Source organism: Pseudomonas putida (genome assembly GCF_004357765.1).
GTDB classification, from domain to species: domain Bacteria; phylum Pseudomonadota; class Gammaproteobacteria; order Pseudomonadales; family Pseudomonadaceae; genus Aquipseudomonas; species Aquipseudomonas putida_U.
Window position 1 is genome coordinate 136,964 of record NZ_SMTE01000013.1, and the last position, 20,049, is coordinate 157,012.

Annotated in this window: 14 protein-coding genes and 2 tRNA genes; 8 read left to right on the top strand and 8 right to left on the bottom strand. The window is 64.2% G+C overall.

The window, feature by feature from the left end; translation table 11 throughout:
- Positions 1-27 precede the first annotated feature (27 nt).
- Entirely contained in the window at positions 28-960 is a 933-nt protein-coding gene (gene pcaQ / locus E2H86_RS20335) for a pca operon transcription factor PcaQ (RefSeq protein ID WP_133331086.1), read from the bottom strand.
- Between the two features lie 9 nt (positions 961-969).
- A complete protein-coding gene (locus E2H86_RS20340) occupies positions 970-1,899 on the bottom strand; it encodes a helix-turn-helix transcriptional regulator (protein WP_133331088.1) in 930 nt (309 codons plus the stop codon).
- 432 nt (positions 1,900-2,331) lie between these two features.
- Between E2H86_RS20340 and E2H86_RS20345 the strand changes: the two genes are divergently transcribed.
- The 4 genes from E2H86_RS20345 to E2H86_RS20360 all read left to right on the top strand — a co-directional run bounded on the left by E2H86_RS20345 (position 2,332) and on the right by E2H86_RS20360 (position 6,354).
- Positions 2,332-3,675: an MFS transporter gene (locus tag E2H86_RS20345; protein ID WP_133331090.1), complete on the top strand. Its 1,344-nt coding sequence runs from the start codon at positions 2,332-2,334 to the stop codon at positions 3,673-3,675.
- Positions 3,676-3,884: 209 nt separating this feature from the next.
- A complete protein-coding gene (locus tag E2H86_RS20350) occupies positions 3,885-4,595 on the top strand; it encodes a fumarylacetoacetate hydrolase family protein (RefSeq protein ID WP_133331092.1) in 711 nt (236 codons plus the stop codon).
- Between the two features lie 15 nt (positions 4,596-4,610).
- Positions 4,611-5,375, top strand: coding sequence for an SDR family oxidoreductase (locus tag E2H86_RS20355; protein ID WP_133331094.1), 765 nt, complete (start codon positions 4,611-4,613; stop codon positions 5,373-5,375).
- A gap of 28 nt (positions 5,376-5,403) precedes the next feature.
- The gene (locus tag E2H86_RS20360) at positions 5,404-6,354 is read left to right on the top strand and encodes a 2-hydroxyacid dehydrogenase (protein WP_133331096.1); all 951 of its coding nucleotides are present in this window, start codon (positions 5,404-5,406) and stop codon (positions 6,352-6,354) included.
- Positions 6,355-6,423: 69 nt separating this feature from the next.
- On the opposite strand, the gene nirD is transcribed toward E2H86_RS20360, so the two are convergent.
- The 3 genes from nirD to E2H86_RS20375 all read right to left on the bottom strand — a co-directional run bounded on the left by nirD (position 6,424) and on the right by E2H86_RS20375 (position 13,658).
- A complete protein-coding gene (nirD, locus tag E2H86_RS20365) occupies positions 6,424-6,786 on the bottom strand; it encodes a nitrite reductase small subunit NirD (RefSeq protein WP_133331098.1) in 363 nt (120 codons plus the stop codon).
- On the bottom strand, positions 6,786-9,338 hold the full coding sequence (gene nirB, locus E2H86_RS20370) for a nitrite reductase large subunit NirB (protein WP_133331100.1): 2,553 nt from the start codon (positions 9,336-9,338) through the stop codon (positions 6,786-6,788). The genes nirD and nirB overlap by 1 nt, the downstream gene beginning before the upstream one ends.
- A 291-nt stretch (positions 9,339-9,629) precedes the next feature.
- A complete protein-coding gene (locus E2H86_RS20375; protein WP_133331102.1) occupies positions 9,630-13,658 on the bottom strand; it encodes a bifunctional nitrate reductase/sulfite reductase flavoprotein subunit alpha in 4,029 nt (1,342 codons plus the stop codon).
- Between the two features lie 338 nt (positions 13,659-13,996).
- Here E2H86_RS20375 and map point away from each other — a divergent pair, with 338 nt between their 5' ends.
- Positions 13,997-14,773 (top strand): type I methionyl aminopeptidase, encoded by a 777-nt coding sequence (gene map / locus E2H86_RS20385; RefSeq protein ID WP_133331106.1) that lies wholly within the window; start codon positions 13,997-13,999, stop codon positions 14,771-14,773.
- A gap of 134 nt (positions 14,774-14,907) precedes the next feature.
- Here the strand turns inward: map and E2H86_RS20390 are convergent.
- Together E2H86_RS20390 and E2H86_RS20395 are read right to left on the bottom strand one after the other, a co-directional pair.
- Positions 14,908-14,984: transfer RNA gene (locus E2H86_RS20390), tRNA-Asp, on the bottom strand.
- Between the two features lie 13 nt (positions 14,985-14,997).
- Positions 14,998-15,073, bottom strand: a tRNA-Val gene (locus E2H86_RS20395).
- Between the two features lie 217 nt (positions 15,074-15,290).
- On the opposite strand from E2H86_RS20395, the gene rdgC reads away from it, so the two are divergent.
- The 3 genes from rdgC (at position 15,291) to sugE (ending at position 17,781) form a co-directional block, all read left to right on the top strand.
- Positions 15,291-16,211, top strand: coding sequence for a recombination-associated protein RdgC (rdgC, locus tag E2H86_RS20400; protein ID WP_133331108.1), 921 nt, complete (start codon positions 15,291-15,293; stop codon positions 16,209-16,211).
- Positions 16,212-16,376: 165 nt separating this feature from the next.
- Complete coding sequence (locus E2H86_RS20405; RefSeq protein WP_133331110.1) at positions 16,377-17,342, top strand: bile acid:sodium symporter family protein; 966 nt, start codon at positions 16,377-16,379, stop codon at positions 17,340-17,342.
- 121 nt (positions 17,343-17,463) lie between these two features.
- Positions 17,464-17,781, top strand: a complete 318-nt coding sequence (gene sugE, locus E2H86_RS20410; protein WP_133331112.1) for a quaternary ammonium compound efflux SMR transporter SugE — start codon at positions 17,464-17,466, stop codon at positions 17,779-17,781.
- Positions 17,782-17,942: 161 nt separating this feature from the next.
- Here the strand turns inward: sugE and E2H86_RS20415 are convergent, their stop codons facing one another.
- Positions 17,943-19,820 carry a 1-acyl-sn-glycerol-3-phosphate acyltransferase gene (locus tag E2H86_RS20415; RefSeq protein WP_133331114.1) on the bottom strand — a complete coding sequence of 626 codons (1,878 nt, stop codon included), beginning with the start codon at positions 19,818-19,820 and terminating at the stop codon, positions 17,943-17,945.
- Positions 19,821-20,049: the final 229 nt, after the last annotated feature.

Below are 20,049 nucleotides of genomic sequence, written 5' to 3' on the forward strand. Positions count from 1 at the left end.
GGGGCAAAACGGTGTGGCGCAGCGCATTCAGGGATACAGACCCTCCCGATACTGCCCGGCTACCTCGCGCAGCACCTCGCACACCCACTGCCCCGGCAGGCTCTGTGCCAGCGCCGCATTGCGACAGATGCCCACCGAGCCACCCTGCTCGCGCACGCCCAGGTCAAGCTCGGCCAGTTCCCCGCTGCGCAGGTCGATCAATACCGCATCGCGCGGCGCCACCCATACCGCATCGCTACCCAGCAGGTAACGGCGGCTGAGCGCCAGCGACAGGGTTTCCAGGCGCTGCGCCGAAGGCTGGATGCCACATTGCACGAACAGGCTGTCGGCATGCTGACGAATGGTGGTGCCCGGTGGCGGCAGCACCAGCGGGTAGTGCCCCAGCCGTGCGCGCTCGACCGGAGTACCGTTCAGCAACGGATGGCCGGGACGTACCACCAGGGCCATCGACTCGCTGTACAAGTGCTCGAAAGACAGCCCCTGGATCTGCGGACTGTCGGTCATGCGTCCGACCACCAGCTCCAGTTCGCCCAGGTGCAACTGCCCGAGCAACTGTGCACTGACGCCGGTGACGACACTGATCAGCAAGGCCTCATGGCGCTGGTGCAGGCGGCACAGCACCTCAGGCATGAGCAGGCCTTCGACCGTCGACAGCACGCCGATCCGCACCTGCGAAGGCGCTCGCGCCTCGCCGCGCAGGCTGCTCACGCCGTCCCGCAAGGCTTGCACGCTCGGGCCGGCGTACCGCATGAAACGGGTGCCGGCCGGGGTCAGTTCGACACCCTGCCGGCTGCGCTCGAACAGGCGCGCCTCGAGCAGATCCTCAAGCTCCTTGAGGGTCTTGGAAATCGCCGGCTGGCTGATGGCCAGGACATCAGCCGCCCTGGCCAGACTGCCCTGCCGGGCAATCTCCAGAAAGCACAGCAGATGACGGTACTTGATGCGGGTGTCGAGATTCATGCGGCAAGCTTACCGCATCGCCACCTGCGGCGTATCCGGGTCACGTTGCTGGCGGCGGAACTGCCCCGGCGGCAGGCCGTGGATCTGGCGAAAACGCCGGGAGAAATAAGCTTCATCGGCAAAGCCGCAGAGCCGCGCCACCTCGCCCACCGGCCGGCTGCCATTGAGCAGGTAGTTGCGCGCCGTGTGCATGCGCCGCTCCAACACCAGTTCACTGAAGGTCTTGCCGATTTCCTTGCGCAACCAGTGGGTCAGGTAGGTCGGCGACAGATAGGTCGCCGCCGCCACCTTCTGCAGGTTGAGGTCGGGATCATCGATGTGCCGGCGCAGGTAGTCGCTCATGCGTCCCAGGGCGGCGCGCCGGCTCAGTTGCGCGGCATTGCCCTCGGCCAACGCGCGCAGGGGCTCGGCGTACAGGCCGCAGACCTGACCGATCAATTGCAAGAGCAAGCCCTTGAGCATCTCGCGGCTGCCGAATCGGCGGTTGCCATCGAGTTCGCGCATGCGTTCGAGCATCTGCCGCACCTGGGCGAATTCAGCGTCATCGAGGCAGAAATCCAAGTGTTCCTGAAAGCGAAACGGCGACAGCTCGGGGGCCTGCAGGATCGAGACGTCCTCCAGATCCATCGGGTCGCAGGCCAGGTGCGGCAGGAGGAAGGTCTGGGAGAAGTTGATCACCATGAAATCGCTGTCGGCCGGGTGCGGGATCACGTGGACCCGATGCGGCAGGATGAACGCCAGGGTATTGCGGCGAAACGGGCGCTGCACGCTGCCGATGTGCTGCACCGTGTCACCGCCGAAATTGATCTGGATCTGGAAGTACTCGTGGCGATGCGGCGCAGTCTCGGCGCAGCGGCCATGCTGGTCGCGGATGTGGAAGTCCATCAGCTCGCTGCGCTGCTGCATGAGGTAGGTCGGGACCTCGTGCTTGGGGGGCATTGGGCTTTCTCCGGTCGGTAAGACGATGGGGTGCCTGTGCGGGCCCTTTCGCGGGTAAACCCGCTCCTACAGGGCCTGCGCCGCTCGTGTAGGAGCGGGTTTAGCCGCGAAAGGGCCCGCACAGGCACCCGATAATTCTGACCGGCATCCGGTCTAACTGGCAACAAGTTGTACGATGTCTAAGCTCGAAAACGTAGCCACCCGTTCAAAAAACCATACCCCTCGAGATCCCTTAAACCCCTCTAAACCAAGCTTTTCAGCAAATCAGGCGCGCCGAACCCCCGCCCGCATATTTGTTGGACAACGCAGTCTAGGCTGCGCCTCTCTGCAGAAAACGATCTAAACCACGCGTTGCATTTCGATAGTTGTACGACCACCTTAGAAAAGGGACTGCAGCCCACCTCACCCAACAACAACAAACGAGGTCGACTCATGTCGAGCACGCCAACCTCGCGTACCACGGCGACGTCGTTCGCCCTGGACGCGGCTCCATCGCAACGCCTGCCCACTCGCCGCCGCTGGTTCATGCTGTCACTGCTGCTGCTGGCGACCATCATCAACTACGTCGACCGGGTCAACATTTCCATCGCTGCACCGTTCATGTCCAAGGATCTGGGCCTGGACAAGGTCGAAATGGGCCTGATCTTTTCCGCTTTCGCCTGGACCTACGCCTTGGCCTTGGTGCCTGCCGGTTTCATCGCCGACCGGTTCGGCTCGCGCCTGACCTATGGCGTGTCGCTGATCAGTTGGTCGGCGGTCACCGTTGCCCAGGGCCTGGCCAGTGGCTTCGCTTCGCTGTTCGGCCTGCGCCTGGCGGTCGGCGCCATGGAAGCTCCGGCCTTTCCGGCCAACAGCCGCGCGGTGACGGTATGGTTCCCCGCCCGCGAGCGCGGCATGGCCAGCAGTATCTACGTCTGCGGCCAGTACCTGGGCACCGCGCTGTTCACCGGCGCGCTGCTGTGGCTGGCCACCACCTATGACTGGCGCCACGTGTTCTACAGCACCGGTGCGATCGGCATCGTGTTCGGCGTGCTGTGGCTGTGGCTGTACCGCGATCCGCTGAGTTGCAAGAAGGTCAGCAAGGAAGAGCTGGCCTACATCGAGAACGGCGGCGGTCTGGTGAAAAGCAGCCAGCAACGCACCCGCTTCGACTGGCGTCAAGTCGCCGAGCTGTTCCGCTATCGCCAGGTGTGGGCGATCTGCCTGGGCAAGTTCGCCAGCACCTCGGCGCTTTACTTCTTCCTGACCTGGTTCCCCACTTACCTGATCGAAGAACGCCAACTGACCCTGATCAAGGTCGGCATCTTCGCGGTGATGCCGTTCATTGGCGCGACCGTGGGTATCCTCCTGGCGGGTATCGTTTCCGACCTGCTGATCCGCCGCGGCTACTCGCTGTCGTTCGCCCGCAAGCTGCCGCTGGTGGTGGGGTCGATGCTGGGCATGTCGATCGTGCTGGTCAATTTCACCGACTCCAACGTGCTGTGCATCGCCGTCCTGACGTTGGCGTTCTTCGCCCAGGGCATCGCTTCGTCGTCATGGGCGGCGGTGTCGGAGGTGGCGCCCAAGGAGTTGATCGGGCTCACCGGTGGCATCACCAGCCTGGCGGCCAACATCGGCGGCATCGTCACGCCGATCGTGATCGGCGCCATCGTACAGGCCAGCGGCTCGTTCGCCATGGCGTTCTGGTTCATCGGCGGCGTCGCGTTGATGGGCACCCTTTCCTACTCGTTGTTGCTGGGCAAGTTGTACCGGATCGAGCTGAAGGCGGCGTCCTGAGTCGAGCATTGCAGGGGCTTTGCCGGCCTCTTCGCGGCTAAAGCCGCTCCTACAGATGGATCGCAGTCCTGTAGGAGCGGCTTTAGCCGCGAAGAAGCCGGCAAAGACCAACGCAGCTCCCCGGATTAGTCCAATCCAACCCCGTTTTTGTCCAACTTTGCTCGCCCGCCGCTGTTTACGCTGCCCACTCCAGCACGGAGGAAGTCCCCATGTCGTATCTGTTCAATCCGCCGCCCACGGTCAGCCTGCCGATCCATGGCAGTGCCACGCGCTTTCCCGTCGGTCGGGTGTTCTGCCTGGGCCGCAACTACCCCTGGCCCGAGTCTTTCGGCCCCGCGCCGAGCGAGCCGGTGTTTTTCATGAAGCCGGCCTGCAACATCGTCCAGGCCACCGGCGAGCTGCCGTTCCCGCCGCAAACCGACGAGTTCTGCCACGAGATCGAGTTAGTGGTGGCGATCGGTGAAGGCGGTGCCGACATCGCCTCCGAACAGGCCCTGGCCCACGTCTACGGCTTTGCCGCGGGCCTGGACCTGACCCGCCGCGACCGCCAGCGGCAGGCCAAGGCCGAAGGGCTGCCATGGGAAGGCGCCAAGGTATTCGAGGCTTCGGCACCGATGACCGCGATAGTGCCTGCCAGCCAGTGCACCTGGCCGCTCGATGCCAGCCTTTGGCTGCAGGTCAACGGCCAGGAACGCCAGCGCGCCCATCTGTCCCAACAGACCTGGCCGCTGGCCGAGGTGATCAGCCGCCTGTCGCGGCTACTGCCACTGCGCCCCGGTGACCTGATCATGACCGGCAGTCCGCCCGGCGTGGCGCCCTTGAATCCCGGCGATGTGATCCACGCCGGCATCGACGGCATTGGCGAACTGCACCTGCAGGTCGGTGCGCGCGCCAGCGTTTCCCGCACCCACGCCGCCTGAATCCCTGGAGTTCCCATGAGCCCTACACAGAACAAGAGAGTCGCCTTGGTCACCGGCGCCGGCAGCGGCATCGGTCGCGCTGTCGCCCTCGCACTGCTCGAGGACGGCTTCTGCCTGGTCCTCGCCGGGCGTCGCGCCGAACCCTTGCAAGCGCTTGCCGAGCAGGCCCGGGCCGCCGGTGGCCAGGCCCTGGCCGTGCCCACCGATGTGCGCGACGAGCACAGCGTGGCCCAGCTGTTCGCCACTATCGAGGAAGTGCATGGCCGCCTCGACGTGGTGTTCAACAACGCCGGCATCAACGCTCCGGCCGTGCCGGTCGACGAACTGCCGCTGGAGAACTGGCGCAACGTCATCGCCACCAACGTCGATGGCGTGTTCCTCTGCGCCCGCGGCGCCTTTGGCCTGATGCGACGCCAACAGCCTCAGGGTGGACGAATCATCAACAACGGTTCGATCTCGGCGCACACGCCACGTCCGTTCACCGCCCCCTACACGGCCAGCAAGCATGCCGTGCTCGGCCTGACCAAGGCACTGGCCCTCGATGGCCGGCCCTACAACATCGTCTGCAGCCAGGTGGACATCGGCAATGCCCTGACCGAGCTGTCCGAACGCATGACCCGTGGCGTGCGCCAGGCCAATGGCGAGATCGCCGCCGAGCCGATGCTCGACGTGCGCCACGTGGCCGATGCCGTGCGCTACATCGCGGCACTGCCGCTCGACGCCAACGTACTGAACATGACCGTGATGGCCAGCAACATGCCCTTCGTCGGGCGCGGCTGACCTCCCTTGCCTTGAAAGGAACTGCTTGATGAAACCGCAAATCCTGCAACTGAGCCCCATCCTTATCCCAGCCGTCCGCGAGCGCCTGGAATCACTGTTCACCGTGCACCGCTACTTCGAGCAGGCCGACAAAGATGCCTGCATCGCCGCCCATGGCGCCCACATCCGTGGCGTGGTCACCGGCGGGCACACCGGCATCAGCCAGGCGCTGATGGCACGCCTGCCCAACTTGCAGGTGGTGGCGGTGAACGGCGTGGGTACCGATGCAGTGGACCTGGCCTACGCCCGCGACCGCGGCATCCAGGTGACCGCCACCATCGGCGCGCTGACCGAGGATGTCGCGGACCTGGCCATTGGCCTGCTGATCGGGGTGTGCCGTGGCATCTGCAGCGGCGATCGCTTCGTCCGCGCCGGGCACTGGGCGACCAGTGCAACGCCGCTGGCACCGCTGCCGCTGGCGCGCCAGGTCTCGGGCATGCGCATCGGTATCGTCGGCATGGGCCGAGTCGGCCGCGCGGTGGCGCAGCGGGCTGCCGCGTTCGGTTGCCCGATCCGCTACACCGATCTGCAGGCGCTGGACGTGCCCTATGGGTTCGAACCCGACCTGCTGCAGTTGGCGAAGGACAGCGATGCGCTGATCCTGGCGGCAGCCGCCGACAAGGGCGAGGCGTTGATCGGCGCCCAAGTGCTGCGAGCATTGGGTCCGGAGGGCTACCTGATCAACATCGCACGCGGCAAGCTGGTGGATGAACCGGCGTTGATCGCGGCGCTGCAGGCAGGTGAGATCGCCGGGGCGGCATTGGACGTGTTCGCCGACGAACCGCACGCGCCAGAGGCGTTGTTCGAACGGGACGACGTGGTGCTGCAACCGCATCGGGCCAGTGCCACGGTGCAGACCCGCACGCGCATGGGTGAAATGGTGGTCGATGGGTTGGTGGAGGTGTTTGCCGGGCGTAAGCCGCAGGGGTTGGTGATCTAGATAGCTTGAACCGGGCTGTTCGCGGCGGTCCGCCGCCGCGAAAGGGCCGCTACGGACAACCCATCAGGATCAGCCCACCGCCACCTCCACCGCCCCTCCATTGAGCCGCACGGGCCACACCCGCAACCGCTGCCCCTCATCCTCCAGGCAGCGGCCACTCGCCAGGCTGAAATGCTGCTTGTACAGCGGCGCCGCCACCACCAACTCCCCCTGCAGGCTGCCCACCAATCCACGGCCGATCACATTGGCTCCGGAGCGTGGATCGCGGTTGTCCACCGCATACACCGCCTGCTCCTGACCAGGCAGATAGAAGACCGCCACCTGGGCACCCTCGAGCCATACCACCACGCCGGAATCGGCGACCAGGTCGTCGGCCTGGCACACCGCCTGCCAGTTCGGTTGGGGTTGTACAGCAGCATTGGACAGGGTCATCAGACAGCCTCCTCGACAGTGGGAATCAGGTGCAGCGCGGTAGCGGGACGCCGTTGTTCACGCTCACGGACGAAATGCACATCCGGATCGGCACGCCGGTCGTTGACGAAGGTGCGGAAGCGCTTGAGCTTCTCCGGATCTTTCAGGGCGTTGGCCCATTCGCATTCATACTGGTCGACCACATGCTGCATCTGCGCCTCCAGCTCGGCGGCCAGGCCGAGGCTGTCCTCGAGAATCACCTGCTTGAGGTAGTCCAGGCCGCCATCGAGGCTCTCGCGCCAGACCGAAGTACGCTGCAACTTGTCCGCGGTGCGGATGTAGAACATCAACACACGGTCAATCAGCCGCACCAGGGTTTCGTCGTCCAGGTCGGTGGCGAACAGCTCGGCATGCCGTGGGCGCATGCCGCCATTGCCACAGACGTACAGGTTCCAGCCCTTGTCGGTGGCGATCACGCCGATGTCCTTGCTCTGCGCCTCGGCGCACTCGCGGGTGCAACCGGACACTGCGAATTTCAGCTTGTGTGGACTGCGCAGGCCTTTGTAGCGATCTTCCAGGCGCAGGGCCATGCCGACGCTGTCCTGCACGCCGTAACGGCACCAGGTGCTACCGACGCACGACTTCACCGTACGGGTCGATTTGCCATAGGCATGGCCGGTTTCGAACCCGGCCTCGATCAGCTCGCCCCAGATCAGCGGCAGCTCGTGCAATTGGGCGCCGAACAGGTCGATGCGCTGGCCGCCGGTGATCTTGGTGTAGAGGTCGTATTTCTTCGCCACCTGGCCGATCACGATCAGCTTGTCCGGGGTGATCTCGCCACCGGGAATACGCGGCACCACCGAGTAGGTACCGTTCTTCTGCATGTTGGCCATGAAGGTGTCGTTGGTGTCCTGCAGCGGAACCAATGCCGGATCCATGATCGGCTGGTTCCAGCACGAGGCCAGTATGTTGCCCACCGCTGGCTTGCAGATGTCGCAACCGACATGGCCCTTGCCGTGGCGGGCGAGCAAGTCCTGGAAAGTGCGGATGCCCTCTACGCGCACCAGGCCGTAGAGCTCCTGGCGGGTGTAGGCGAAGTGTTCGCACAGGCTCTTGTCCACGGTCACGCCGCGGGCAGTGAGTTCGTGCTCGAAGACCTGCTTGAGCAAAGCCGCGCAACCGCCGCAGCCGGTGGCCGCCTTGGTGCAGCCCTTGACGGCGGCAAGATCGCTGCAGCCGCTGTCGATGGCCGCGCACACCGCGCCTTTGCTGACGTTGTGGCACGAGCAGATGGTCGCGCTATCAGGCAATGCATCGGCGCCCAGGGCAGGCGCCCCACCACCCTGCGGCAGGATCAGCGCGGCCGGGTCGGCCGGCAGGGCGATACCGTTCTGGGCGTACTGCAGCAAGGTGTCGTAGTAGCTGTTGTCGCCGACCAACACCGCACCGAGGACCTTCTTGCCGCTGGCATCCACCACCAGGCGGCGATAGGCGCTGTTGGCTTCGTCGATGAAGCGATAGCTGCGCGCACCCGGCGTGGCACCGTGGGCATCGCCGATGGAGCCAACGTCCACGCCCAACAGCTTGAGCTTGGTGGACATGTCGGCGCCGCTGAATTCACCGGCCACCTCGCCCATCAGCAGCGCAGCAAGGTTACGCGCCATGCTGTAGCCGGGAGCGACCAGGCCGAACACGCTGCCGTTCCAGGAGGCACATTCACCGATGGCGAAGATCCGTGGGTCGCTGGAGCGGCAGTGGTTGTCGATGACCACGCCACCACGGGCGGCGATGTCCAGGCCGCAGGCGCGGCCAAGAGCATCCTGCGGGCGGATGCCGGCGGAAAACACGATCAAGTCGGTTTCCAGGTGCTCGCCACCGTCGAAGTTCATGCGGTAGCGGTAGGTTTCACCGGCGCTGATCGACTGGGTGGCACGTGACAGGTGCACACCTACGCCCAGGGCTTCGATCTGGGCCTTCAGTGCAGCGCCACCCTCGCCGTCGAGTTGCACCGGCATCAGCCGGGGAGCGAATTCCACCACATGGGCTTCCAGACCGAGGGACTTCAAGGCATTGGCCGCTTCCAGGCCAAGCAGGCCGCCACCGACCACCACGCCACGGCGAGCGTCGCTGGCTGCAGCGCGGATCGCGTCGAGGTCGTCGAGGGTGCGGTAGACCAGCCGGGCGTGGCCGCTGGAGCCTTCGATTGGCGGCACGAAGGGATAGGAGCCGGTCGCCAGGATCAGCTGATCATAGCCATAGCGCCCCTCTGCGGTGATCACCTCCTGGCGTTCGCGGTCGATCTCCAGTACCGCTTCGCCCAGGTGCAGGTGCACCTCGCTGGCGCCGTAGAAGCCAGGTTCGCACAGGGCCAGGGTTTCGGCACAGCTACCGGCGAAGTACTCCGACAGGTGCACACGGTCGTAGGCACGCTGGCGCTCCTCGCCGAAGACACGCACCTCGAAGCGCGCCAGGGCGCCGCGTTCGACCAGTTGCTCGACGCAGTGGTGTCCGACCATGCCGTTGCCGACGATGACCAGTCGCTCTCGTTGTCCGCCGTTAGCTGTTGCCTTCATAGCCGATCCTCGATCAAAAAAAAGGCGCCTGGAGCCGAAGCTCCAGGCGCCTTTGCCTGTATTCATCACGGAGTGGTGCCCGGAATGGTCGCCGTTGACCAGTGGGCTCTGTTGTATCTGGGTTAAAGCAGGGAGTGTGCCAAGTATATGTCCGTGGCGGCCTCTTCGCGGGTAAACCCGCTCCTACAGGGGGCTGGCCGTGCGAGGATCCTGTAGGAGCGGGTTTACCCGCGAAGAGGCCGCCACAACCAATGCACATCCACAGTGCACCTCTCCCCATCCTGGGGCACTTCAATACACATCACGCCGATAACGCTTGGCCCTGCCCAGTTCCTCGACATAGGCAGCAGCCGCCGCCAGATCCATGCCGCCATGCTCGGCGACGATCTCGCGCAGGGCTGCATCGACGTCCTTGGCCATGCGCTGGGCATCGCCACAGACATAGAAGTACGCTCCGGCCTGCAGCCATTGCCACAGCTGCGCACCTTGCTCGCGCAGGCGCTGTTGTACGTAGATCTTCTCGGCCTGGTCCCGCGAGAACGCCGTGTCCAGGCGCAGGTGCCCCGCAGCCTGCCAGGCCTGTAACTGGTCTTGGTAATAGAAATCGGTGGCGGCGTATTGCTCGCCGAAGAACAGCCAGTTGCCGCCCTTGGCTCCCCGCGCCTCACGTTCTTCGAGGAACGCGCGAAACGGCGCGATACCGGTGCCGGGCCCTACCATGATGACGGCCACATCATCGTCCTCAGGCAGGCGAAAATGCTTCGACACCTGAGGGAAGATCGCCACTTCCAACGCCTCGGCGCGGTCGGCCAGAAACGTCGAACAGACTCCCTTGCGCCGGCCATGGCGCACGGTCGACACGGTCAGGTGCACCTGCCCGGGATGGGCCAGGGGGCTGGAGCTGATCGAGTACAGCCGCGGCTGCAACGGCTTGAGCAATTCGAGCCAGGTAGTCAATGGCAGATCCTGCGGGAAGGAATGCAGGACATCGACCAACTGCCTGCCCCACAGCCACTCCTGCAACTCGGCCTTGCAGTCAGGGTGCAACAGCCGCTGCAGATCGGCGGCGTTGTGGCTGAAGACCTGCAACTGCTGCGGGGTGATCTTGGCGATTTCCAGGTGGGCTTCCAGGGCCTGGGCCAGGGGCATCGTCGGCTGTCCCTTGAGCTCGACCGGAGTCCCACCGTCCAAGCGCATCAGGCCGAGCAACTCCTCGACCAGCGCCGGACAGTTACGTGGCCATACCCCCAGAGCATCGCCGGCCTGGTAGGTGAAGCCGCTACCGGCCAGGTCGAACACCAGCTGGCGGGTCTCCTTGCTCGCGCCTGGGCCATTGAGTACGCGGTTTTCCAGCAGGCGTGCGAGGTACGGCCGTTGCTTGCCATAGGGCGCAGTCGGCGCCGGTCTCGAGCCTGGGGCAACCGCGGCACCGTTGTCCAAGGCTGGCAGCAGGGCTTCCAGCCAAGTGGTGAACGCCTCGTCGTAGTCAGGTTCACAGTCGACACGTGGCAACAAACGACGCCCGCCCAACTCAGCCAGACGCTGGTCGAGCTTGCGGCCAAAAGCGCAGAACTGGTCGTAGCTGGAATCGCCCAGGGCTAGCACGGCGTAAGGCAGGTCGGCGCAATGGGCACCTTCCTCGCCTTGCAACGCCTGCCAAAAAGCCCCGGCGCTATCAGGCGCATCGCCATCGCCGAAGGTACTGGCGATCAGCACCACGCTGGCGGCGCCTTGCAACTGTCGCGGACTGACCCCATCCATGCACCCGAGCTGTACGGCGAGACCGGCGCTGCGCAGCCGCTCGGCGCAACGCTCGGCCAAAGCCTCGCTGTTGCCGGTTTGCGAAGCCCAAAGCAGTCGGTGATGCGCTGGGCCGATCAGCGTCTCGGGCGCCGCCGTCGACTGAGCGAACAGTCCCGCCAGCAAACCATCGACGAACAGCCGCCTGGAAGCCGCCAACGGTGCATTGACCGGCAAGCGAGGCACACCTTCGGCACCGGCCTGATCCAACCCGAGCAAAAAGCCTTGCAGGTAGTGGCGCTCGTCCTCGGTCAGCACAGGGGCAGGCAGTGCGTCCAGGCCAAGCAGGCGGGACAAGGTAGCGGTCGGCATGCGGGCAGGCTCCGGCAGATGAGGTGTGGCGCTCAGCTCAAGGGCATCGATGCGCTCGCCGGCGACCCGCTCCAGGGCCACGGCGCAGTGTTTGAAGGCCGGCTGCAGGGACTGCGGGTCGACCGCGTCGCAGGTCACGGCGTTGATTGCCAGTCGCTCACCGAACACATCGTTCCAATGAAACGGCACGAAACAGTTGCCCGGCATCACACGGGTGCTGGTCCGTGCCGGCAACACGGCTTGGCCGCGACGAGAACGGACGGCTACCTGGTCCTGGTCGCGCAGCCCCAGACGCTCGGCGTCCTCGGGGTGAATCTCGACGAAAGGGCCGGGCTCGAGCTTGTTCAGCGCCGGCACCTTGCCGGTCTTGGTCAGGGTGTGCCATTGGTGCTGGACGCGACCGGTATTGAGTACCAGTGGATAGTCGTCATCTGGCAGTTCGGCCGCAGGCAGCCAGGGCCGGGCGAAGAATCGCGCCTTGCCGCTGACTGTCGGAAAGGCCAGCGCCGGCCTGTTGCCCTGGGTATCGAGTAGCAGGTGCTGGCTGGCGCCGTCGTTGAGATAGCGTAGCGGGCTGCGCCGGTCGGTACGGCCTGGGGCGCACGGCCATTGCCGCGGGTTCTGGCGCAGCTCGGCATAGTCGATACCGCGCAGGTCGTAGCCGCTGGCGGGGTTCCAGAAACGGCGGATTTCGTCGAAGACGGCCTCGGCATCGGGGTAGTCGAAGGCGTGGGCATAGCCCATGGCGCAGGCGACCCGGGCGATGATTTGCCAGTCGGGCAGGCTCTGCCCTGGGGGCATGACGGCACGCGGCATCAGGGTCAGGTTGCGTTCGCTGTTGATCATCACCCCCTCGCCTTCGGCCCAAAGCGCGCCGGGCAGCAGGATATCGGCGTAGCGGTTGGTCTCGGTGTCGAGAAAGGCGTCCTGGGCGATGACCAGTTCGGCTGCGCGCAGACCGTCGATCACCTGTTGCCGATTGGCGACGCTGGCGACCGGGTTACTGCAGATGATCCAGCAGGCCTTCACCTCGCCCGCCTTCATCTGCTCGAACAAGGCGACCGTGCCTTCGCCCCCCTCGGCGCGCAGGGTCCCGGCGGTGAGGCCCCATTGCTGTTCGACGAAAGCACGGTCTCCCTCGACCAGGGCCGAACGCTGACCCGGCAGGCCGGGGCCCATGTAGCCCATCTCGCGTCCCCCCATGGCGTTGGGCTGGCCGGTCAGCGAGAACGGGCCGCTGCCCGGACGGCAGATGGTGCCAGTGGCCAGGTGCAGGTTGCACAACGCATTGCTGTGCCAGGTGCCATGGATGCTCTGGTTCAGACCCATGGTCCAGCAGCTCATCCACTGCCCGGCATTGCCGATCCACTCGGCTGCCTGACGCAGGTCGGCTTCGGCCAGACCGGTGATGGCGGCGACGCGTTCGGGGGTGTAGTCCTCGAGAAACGCCGGTAGTGCTTCCCAGCCTTCGGTGTACCGGGCAATGAACGCGGGATCGGTGTGGCCGTTGTGGTGCAGCAGGTGAAGCAAGCCGTTGAGCAACGCCAGGTCGCTGCCAGGGCGCAGTTGCAGGAACAGGTCGGCCTTGTCGGCGGTGGCGGTGCGCCGGGGGTCTACCACGATCAACTTGGCCCCGGCCTTGACCCGGTCGAGCAGGCGTAAAAAGAGAACCGGATGGCAGTCAGCCATGTTGGCACCGATCACCAGGAACACCTCGGCATGCTCGAAGTCCTGATAACTGCCTGGCGGCCCATCGGCGCCCAGTGAGAGTTTGTAGCCGGTGCCGGCGCTGGCCATGCACAAACGCGAGTTGGACTCGATATGACGGGTGCCGATGAACCCCTTGGCCAGCTTGTTAGCGAGGTATTGCGCCTCCAGCGACATCTGCCCGGACACGTACAGTGCCACGGCGTCGGGCCCATGGTTGTCGATGATGCCGCGCAGGCGCTGGGCGGCCTCACCGATGGCCTGATCCAACGCGGTACGAAGCGGTTCCTGATGAGGCTGTTGGCGCACGTAGGCATCTTCCATGCGGCCACGGGTCAGAGGCAGGTGGGCGGTGAGGCCTTTGGTGCAGAGGCGACCGAAGTTGCTCGGATGCTGCTTGTCGCCGGCGACCTTGCTGACTTTGCCATCGGCCACGGTCATGACGATGCCGCAACCAACGCCGCAGTAGGGGCATACGCTGCGCACTTCACTGGTGGTCATCGACGTGTCTCCCTTCAGAAACGCGAAAAGGCGCCGGCTGCCCCGGCTTGCTTGGCAAGCGGAGCAACACGGCGCCTTTGTCGTGGATGTGTGGGGGCCAATCGGCGTTGACGGCCCTGTATGAGGAGATCAGCAATTTATGGGCCAGCTGTATCGGCCCTTTCGCGGGCAAGCCCGCTCCCACAGGTTTACCCCAGGCTTGAAGGACGGCATGGATCCTGTGGGAGCGGGTTTGCCCGCGAAAGGGACGGCACGGATAACGCACCACTCGGTGGCAACCGGCAGCGCCATAGCGCTATGCTGGGGCACATTCCAGCACGAGATACTGCCCTCCGCTCATGTCCCAGGTGATCCTCAAGACCCCCGAGCAACTTGACCTGATGCGCCGCGCCGGCCAATTGCTGGCCCAGGTGTTCGCCGACCTGGACGGTTTCATTCGTCCCGGCGTGACCACCCTGCAGATCAACGACCGCGCCGACGCCTTCATCGTCCACACCCTCAAGGCCCGTCCAGCGAGCAAGGGCCAGTATGGCTTTCCCTACTCGCTCAACACCTCGGTGGATCACGTGGTCTGCCATGGCATTCCCAAAGCCGACGAGGTGTTGCGGGAGGGCTCGATCATCAATGTCGACATCACCCTCGAGCATGCAGGCTACATCGCCGATTCGTCGAAGATGTATCGCATCGGCAGGATCAGCGACGAGGCCGCGCGGCTGGTCGACACGACCTATGAAGCCCTGTGGAAAGGCATCGCCCAAGTACGCCCTGGGGCGACACTGGGTGATATCGGCCATGCCATCCAGACTCATGCCGAAGCTGCAGGCTACAGCGTGGTACGCGAGTACTGCGGCCACGGTATCGGCAGGCAGATGCACGAAGGTCCGGAAGTGCTGCATTTCGGCCACCGCGGCATGGGGATGAAGCTCAAACCCGGAATGGTGTTCACCATCGAACCGATGATCAACCAGGGCGGGCGCGGTACGCGGACGCTGAAAGATGGTTGGACGGTGGTGACCCGTGACCATGCCCTGTCGGCACAGTGGGAGCATACGGTGGCAGTGACCGAAGAGGGGGTCGAGGTGCTGACGCTGCGCGAGGAGGAGCGGCACCGCTGAGGCGACAGGGGGCCTATGCCCCCGTATCCCGGCGATCCGGCGTAATCTGCGCAAAGACAGAAACAAAAAAAGCGACCTTAAGGTCGCTTTCTTTGTGGCTTCCGGGTGTTCAGTGGGCCCTGGAAGCTGGAATATGGCGCAGCGGACGGGACTCGAACCCGCGACCCCCGGCGTGACAGGCCGGTATTCTAACCGACTGAACTACCGCTGCGCTATACATCGAGTGGTGGGTGATGACGGGATCGAACCGCCGACCCTCTGCTTGTAAGGCAGATGCTCTCCCGGCTGAGCTAATCACCCTTTCGTCTCGGTGTGGCGCGCATTCTACGGACGACCCCGCACCCTGGCAAGCACTTTTTTAAACTTTTTCAAAAAAAATTTTCAGCCCTTTCAACGACCTAGCGCTACCGCGCATTTCTTTCCTTATATAGGGCTAATGGCCCTCTGACAGGGTTGGCCTCGGGACGCCGCTCGGAGAATAATGCCCGCCTTATGCATTAAGGAGAGATTCCCCCTCATGTGGTTCAAGAACCTGCTGTCCTACCGTCTGACCCAGGAAGTACCGTTCGAGGCGCAAGCCCTGGAGGCCGCCCTGGCCACCAAGCCTGCCCGCCCCTGCGCCAGCCAGGAGCTGACCACCTACGGATTCGTCGCGCCATTCGGCAAGGGCGAAGATGCTCCCCTGGTGCACGTCAGCGGTGAGTTCCTGCTGATTGCCGCGCGCAAGGAAGAACGCATCCTGCCGAGCAGCGTGGTCAACGATGCGGTAAAGGAGAAGGTCGAAGAGATCGAGACCGAGCAGATGCGCAAGGTCTACAAGAAGGAACGCGACCAGATCAAGGACGAGATCATCCAGGCCTTCCTGCCGCGCGCTTTCATCCGCCGCTCGATGATCTTCGCCGCCATTGCCCCGCGCCTGGGCATGATCCTGGTCAACTCGGCCAGCGCCAAGCGCGCCGAAGACCTGCTCTCGACCCTGCGCGAAGTCATCGGCTCGCTGCCGGTACGCCCGGCCACGGTGAAGATCGCACCGAGCGCGACCATGACCGACTGGGTCAAGTCGCAACAGGCAGCCGAAGGATTCTACGTGCTGGACGAGTGCGAACTGCGCGACACCGCCGAAGACGGCGGCATCGTGCGTTGCAAACGCCAGGACCTGACCAGCGAGGAAATCCAACTGCACCTGAGCACCGGCAAGGTGGTCACCCAGCTGGCCCTGGCCTGGCAGGACAAGCTGTCGTTCGTGCTCGACGACAAGATGGTGATCAAGCGCCTGAAGTTCGAAGAGTTGCTGCAGGAGCAGGCCGAGCAGGATGGCGGCGATGAGGCAGCACAGCAGTTCGATGCCAGCTTCCAACTGATGATGATGACCTTTGCCGAGTTTCTGCCGGTGCTGTTCGAAGCCCTGGGTGGGGAAGAGATTCCGCAAGGGGTCTGATCGGCATCATCGACCGGTGCCGGCCTGCATGCCATTTTCAGCCAGTGCCGGCCCTTTCGCGGGACAAGCCCGCTCCCACAGATACTCTGCAGCCCTTGGAGACTGTGGTGATCCCGCGAAGGGGCCAGTGAAAAGCGAAAGTCATAACTACAAAAGGACCTGCCAATGCGTGCCCTCGCCGCCTTCAGCCGCTTCGTCGGCAACACCTTCGCCCTCTGGGTACTGGTGTTCGCCTGCCTGGCCTTCCTGCAACCGCAGTGGTTCATCGCCCTGAAGGTCGCCATCGTACCGCTGCTGGGCCTGGTGATGTTCGGCATGGGCCTGACCCTCAAACTCGACGATTTCGCCGCCCTCGCCCGCCAGCCGTGGCGCGTGCTGCTGGGCGTGGTCGCGCACTTTCTGATCATGCCCGCCATAGCCTGGGTGCTGTGCCAGCTGTTTCACCTGCCGGCGGAAATCGCCGTGGGCGTGATCCTGGTCGGCTGCTGCCCGAGCGGCACGGCATCGAACGTGATGGTGTGGCTATCCAAGGGTGACCTGGCACTGGCGGTGGCGATCGCCGGGGTGACTACCCTGCTGGCACCGCTGCTGACCCCAGCCTTGATCTGGTTCCTGGCCTCGGCTTGGCTGCCGGTGTCCTTCATGGACATGTTCTGGTCGATCCTGCAGCTGGTGATGCTGCCGATCGTGCTCGGCGTGGTCGCCCAGCGCTTGCTCGGCGCCCGAGTGCAACTGGCGGTGCAGGTGCTGCCGCTGGTGTCGGTGGTGAGCATCGTGATGATCGTCTGCGCGGTGGTTGCCGCCAGCCAGGCGAAGATCGCCGAATCGGGCCTTTTGATCATGGCCGTGGTGGTACTGCACAACAGCTTCGGTTACCTGCTTGGGTACCTGACCGGCAAGCTCTGCAAGCTACCGCTGGCCCAGCGTAAATCGCTGGCCTTGGAGGTGGGCATGCAGAATTCCGGGCTGGGGGCAGCCTTGGCGGCGGCGCACTTTTCGCCACTGGCGGCGGTGCCCAGCGCGCTGTTCAGTGTTTGGCACAATATTTCCGGGGCGCTGCTATCGACCTGGTTCAGACGGATGCGAGCGCCTGCGGATGAGGTCGAGAGCGCAGAGCCGGCCAGGCATTGATGCAGACTTGCCCAAGGACGGGCAAATGTGCACTATATTGCCCACTGTGAGGACGACCTCACGACGCACCGCGTGACCATCTCGGGGACGGCCCCATCATTGACAACGATGGAGACTCACCATGTCCTGGATCATCCTGTTCTTCGCCGGCCTGTTCGAGGTCGGTTGGGCGGTCGGCCTGAAATACACCGACGGCTTCAGTAAACCGCTCCCCACTGCCCTCACCGTCGCCGCCATGGCTATCAGCCTCGGCTTGCTCGGACTTGCCATGAAAGAGCTGCCGCTGGGCACCGCGTATGCCATCTGGACCGGTGTCGGTGCGGTCGGCACGGTGATTGCCGGCATCATCCTGTTCGGCGAGTCCATGGCCCTGGTGCGGCTGGTCAGCGTGGGGTTGATCGTGGCCGGACTGATCGGGCTCAAGGTCAGCGCCAGCTAAGTCTTCCACCTGCCATAAGGTTGATTCGGATTGCCTGGGGCTTTGGGGCTTTGGGGCTTTGAGATTGGATGGTTGGTCCGAGGGATGTAGCGGCGCTACACAAAATGGATCTCCCCCCAATCTCAATGCCAAGCCAGCCGCGAAGAACCTGACCCCCCTACCTAACGCACACCACCACGCAAGCGGCTCACCTGCTCCCGCAATGCCTCGGGCTGCGCCGCCTCCACCGGGATGGCGGCGCCCGCCACGATGGTCACCCGCGACCACAGGCGCTTGAAGAAGCCCTTGGCCGGGTCACGGCTGAAAAAGCTCCCCCACAGCCCCTGCAATGCCAGAGGAATCACCGGCACCGGGGTTTCCTCGAGGATCCGACTGACCCCGCCCTTGAACACATCGATCTCGCCATCGCCGGTCAACTTGCCTTCAGGGAAGATGCACACCAACTCCCCCGCCGCCAGGTACTCAGCGATGCGTGCAAACGCACGCTCGTAGGTAGCCAAGTCTTCGTTGCGCCCGGCAATCGGGATGGCCCCCGCCGTGCGGAAGACGAAATTGAGTACCGGAAGGTTGTAGATCTTGTAGTACATGACGAAGCGGATGGGCCGACGGATCGCCCCTCCCAGCAGCAACGCATCGACGAACGAGACATGGTTGCACACCAGCAATGCCGCGCCTTCGTCTGGGATGCGTTCGAGGTCGCGGTGCTGCACACGGTACATCGAGTGGCTGAGCAACCAGATCAGGAAGCGCATGGTGAACTCGGGCACGATCCTGAATATGTAAGCATTGACCAGCACATTGAGCAACGACACTACCAGGAACAGCTGGGGAATGCTCAGGTCGGCCAAGCCCAGCAGGACCATGGTCAGCAGCGCCGACACCACCATGAACAAAGCGTTGAGGATGTTGTTGGCCGCGATCACCCGGGCCCGCTCGTCCTCGGCCGTGCGCGCCTGGATCAGCGCGTACAGCGGCACGATGTAGAAACCGCCGAACACTCCCAGGCCGACGATCGATACCAGGATCCACCACGCTTGCGGCATGCCCAGCAGCGCCAGCCAGTCATGTGGCGTGGCCGCAGCCGGCACGTCACCGGAGTGCCACCACCAGAGCAGGCCGAACACAGTCAGGCCGAACGAGCCGAAAGGCACCAGACCGATTTCTACCTTGCGACCGCTCAGACGCTCGCACAGCAACGAGCCCAGGGCGATGCCGACCGAGAACAGCGTGAGCACCAGGGTCACCGCGGTGCTGTCGCCGTGCAGCCAGTCCTTGGCGTAGGCCGGGATCTGCGTGAGATAGATGGCGCCGACGAACCAGAACCACGAGTTGCCGACGATCGAACGCGACACTGCTGGGGTCTGCCCCAACCCCATGCGCAGGATCGCCCAGGACTGCTTGAAGATGTTCCAGTCCAGCACCATCTGCGGTGACGCCGCGGCGGCGCGGGGGATCCAGCGGCTGGCCAGGTAGCCCAGTACCGCAGTGCCGACCACCCCGCCGGCCACCACCGTGGCGTAGCTGTCGGCCGACATCATTACCCCGGCGCCGATGGTCCCGGCAAGAATCGCCAGGAAGGTGCCCATCTCCACCAAGCCGTTGCCACCAACCAGCTCCTGCTCGCGCAGGGCCTGGGGCAGGATCGAGTACTTCACCGGGCCGAACAGCGCCGAGTGGGTGCCCATGCCGAACAGCGCCACCAGCATCAGCGTCAGGTGGTGGGTGACGAAACCCAGGGCCCCGATAGCCATGATGACGATCTCGGCCAGCTTGATGAAACGGATCAAGGCGTCCTTGGCGAACTTCTCGCCGAACTGGCCGCCCAGTGCCGAGAACAGGAAGAACGGCAAGATGAACAGCAGCGCACACAGGTTCACCCACATGGCGCTGGCGCCTTCGCTGAAGCCGAGCTTGAACAGAATGGCGAGGATCAGTGACTGCTTGAACAGGTTGTCGTTGAAGGCGCCCAGCGCCTGAGTGATGAAGAACGGCAGGAAGCGTCGCTTGCCGAGCAAGGTGAATTGCGAGTGTTGACTCATCGTCCTCGTTCCCTGGGGGCTTTTTCATTGGAGGCACTTCTGGCCTTCCAGGCCACAAATCTGCATGGGAAACCGTGAGGCAGCAATTGATGGCATAGAGCCACTATTTTTATTGAAGTAAAAGTTCAGATTCTGTTACATCTGCCGATAATTCATATAGATGAATGCATCTAATCAGAAGGAACAGACCCTCGGTCTCCTCCCCCGCTAAGAAAGGAGCTCAGCAGCA

What these genes read in the sequence shown, in the direction of transcription:
- pcaQ (WP_133331086.1), bottom strand. Translation starts at nt 960, where the DNA reads ATGAATCTCGACACCCGCATCAAGTACCGTCATCTGCTGTGCTTTCTG.
- E2H86_RS20340 (WP_133331088.1), bottom strand. Translation starts at nt 1,899, where the DNA reads ATGCCCCCCAAGCACGAGGTCCCGACCTACCTCATGCAGCAGCGCAGC.
- E2H86_RS20345 (WP_133331090.1), top strand. Translation starts at nt 2,332, where the DNA reads ATGTCGAGCACGCCAACCTCGCGTACCACGGCGACGTCGTTCGCCCTG.
- E2H86_RS20350 (WP_133331092.1), top strand. Translation starts at nt 3,885, where the DNA reads ATGTCGTATCTGTTCAATCCGCCGCCCACGGTCAGCCTGCCGATCCAT.
- E2H86_RS20355 (WP_133331094.1), top strand. Translation starts at nt 4,611, where the DNA reads ATGAGCCCTACACAGAACAAGAGAGTCGCCTTGGTCACCGGCGCCGGC.
- E2H86_RS20360 (WP_133331096.1), top strand. Translation starts at nt 5,404, where the DNA reads ATGAAACCGCAAATCCTGCAACTGAGCCCCATCCTTATCCCAGCCGTC.
- nirD (WP_133331098.1), bottom strand. Translation starts at nt 6,786, where the DNA reads ATGACCCTGTCCAATGCTGCTGTACAACCCCAACCGAACTGGCAGGCG.
- nirB (WP_133331100.1), bottom strand. Translation starts at nt 9,338, where the DNA reads ATGAAGGCAACAGCTAACGGCGGACAACGAGAGCGACTGGTCATCGTC.
- E2H86_RS20375 (WP_133331102.1), bottom strand. Translation starts at nt 13,658, where the DNA reads ATGACCACCAGTGAAGTGCGCAGCGTATGCCCCTACTGCGGCGTTGGT.
- map (WP_133331106.1), top strand. Translation starts at nt 13,997, where the DNA reads ATGTCCCAGGTGATCCTCAAGACCCCCGAGCAACTTGACCTGATGCGC.
- rdgC (WP_133331108.1), top strand. Translation starts at nt 15,291, where the DNA reads ATGTGGTTCAAGAACCTGCTGTCCTACCGTCTGACCCAGGAAGTACCG.
- E2H86_RS20405 (WP_133331110.1), top strand. Translation starts at nt 16,377, where the DNA reads ATGCGTGCCCTCGCCGCCTTCAGCCGCTTCGTCGGCAACACCTTCGCC.
- sugE (WP_133331112.1), top strand. Translation starts at nt 17,464, where the DNA reads ATGTCCTGGATCATCCTGTTCTTCGCCGGCCTGTTCGAGGTCGGTTGG.
- E2H86_RS20415 (WP_133331114.1), bottom strand. Translation starts at nt 19,820, where the DNA reads ATGAGTCAACACTCGCAATTCACCTTGCTCGGCAAGCGACGCTTCCTG.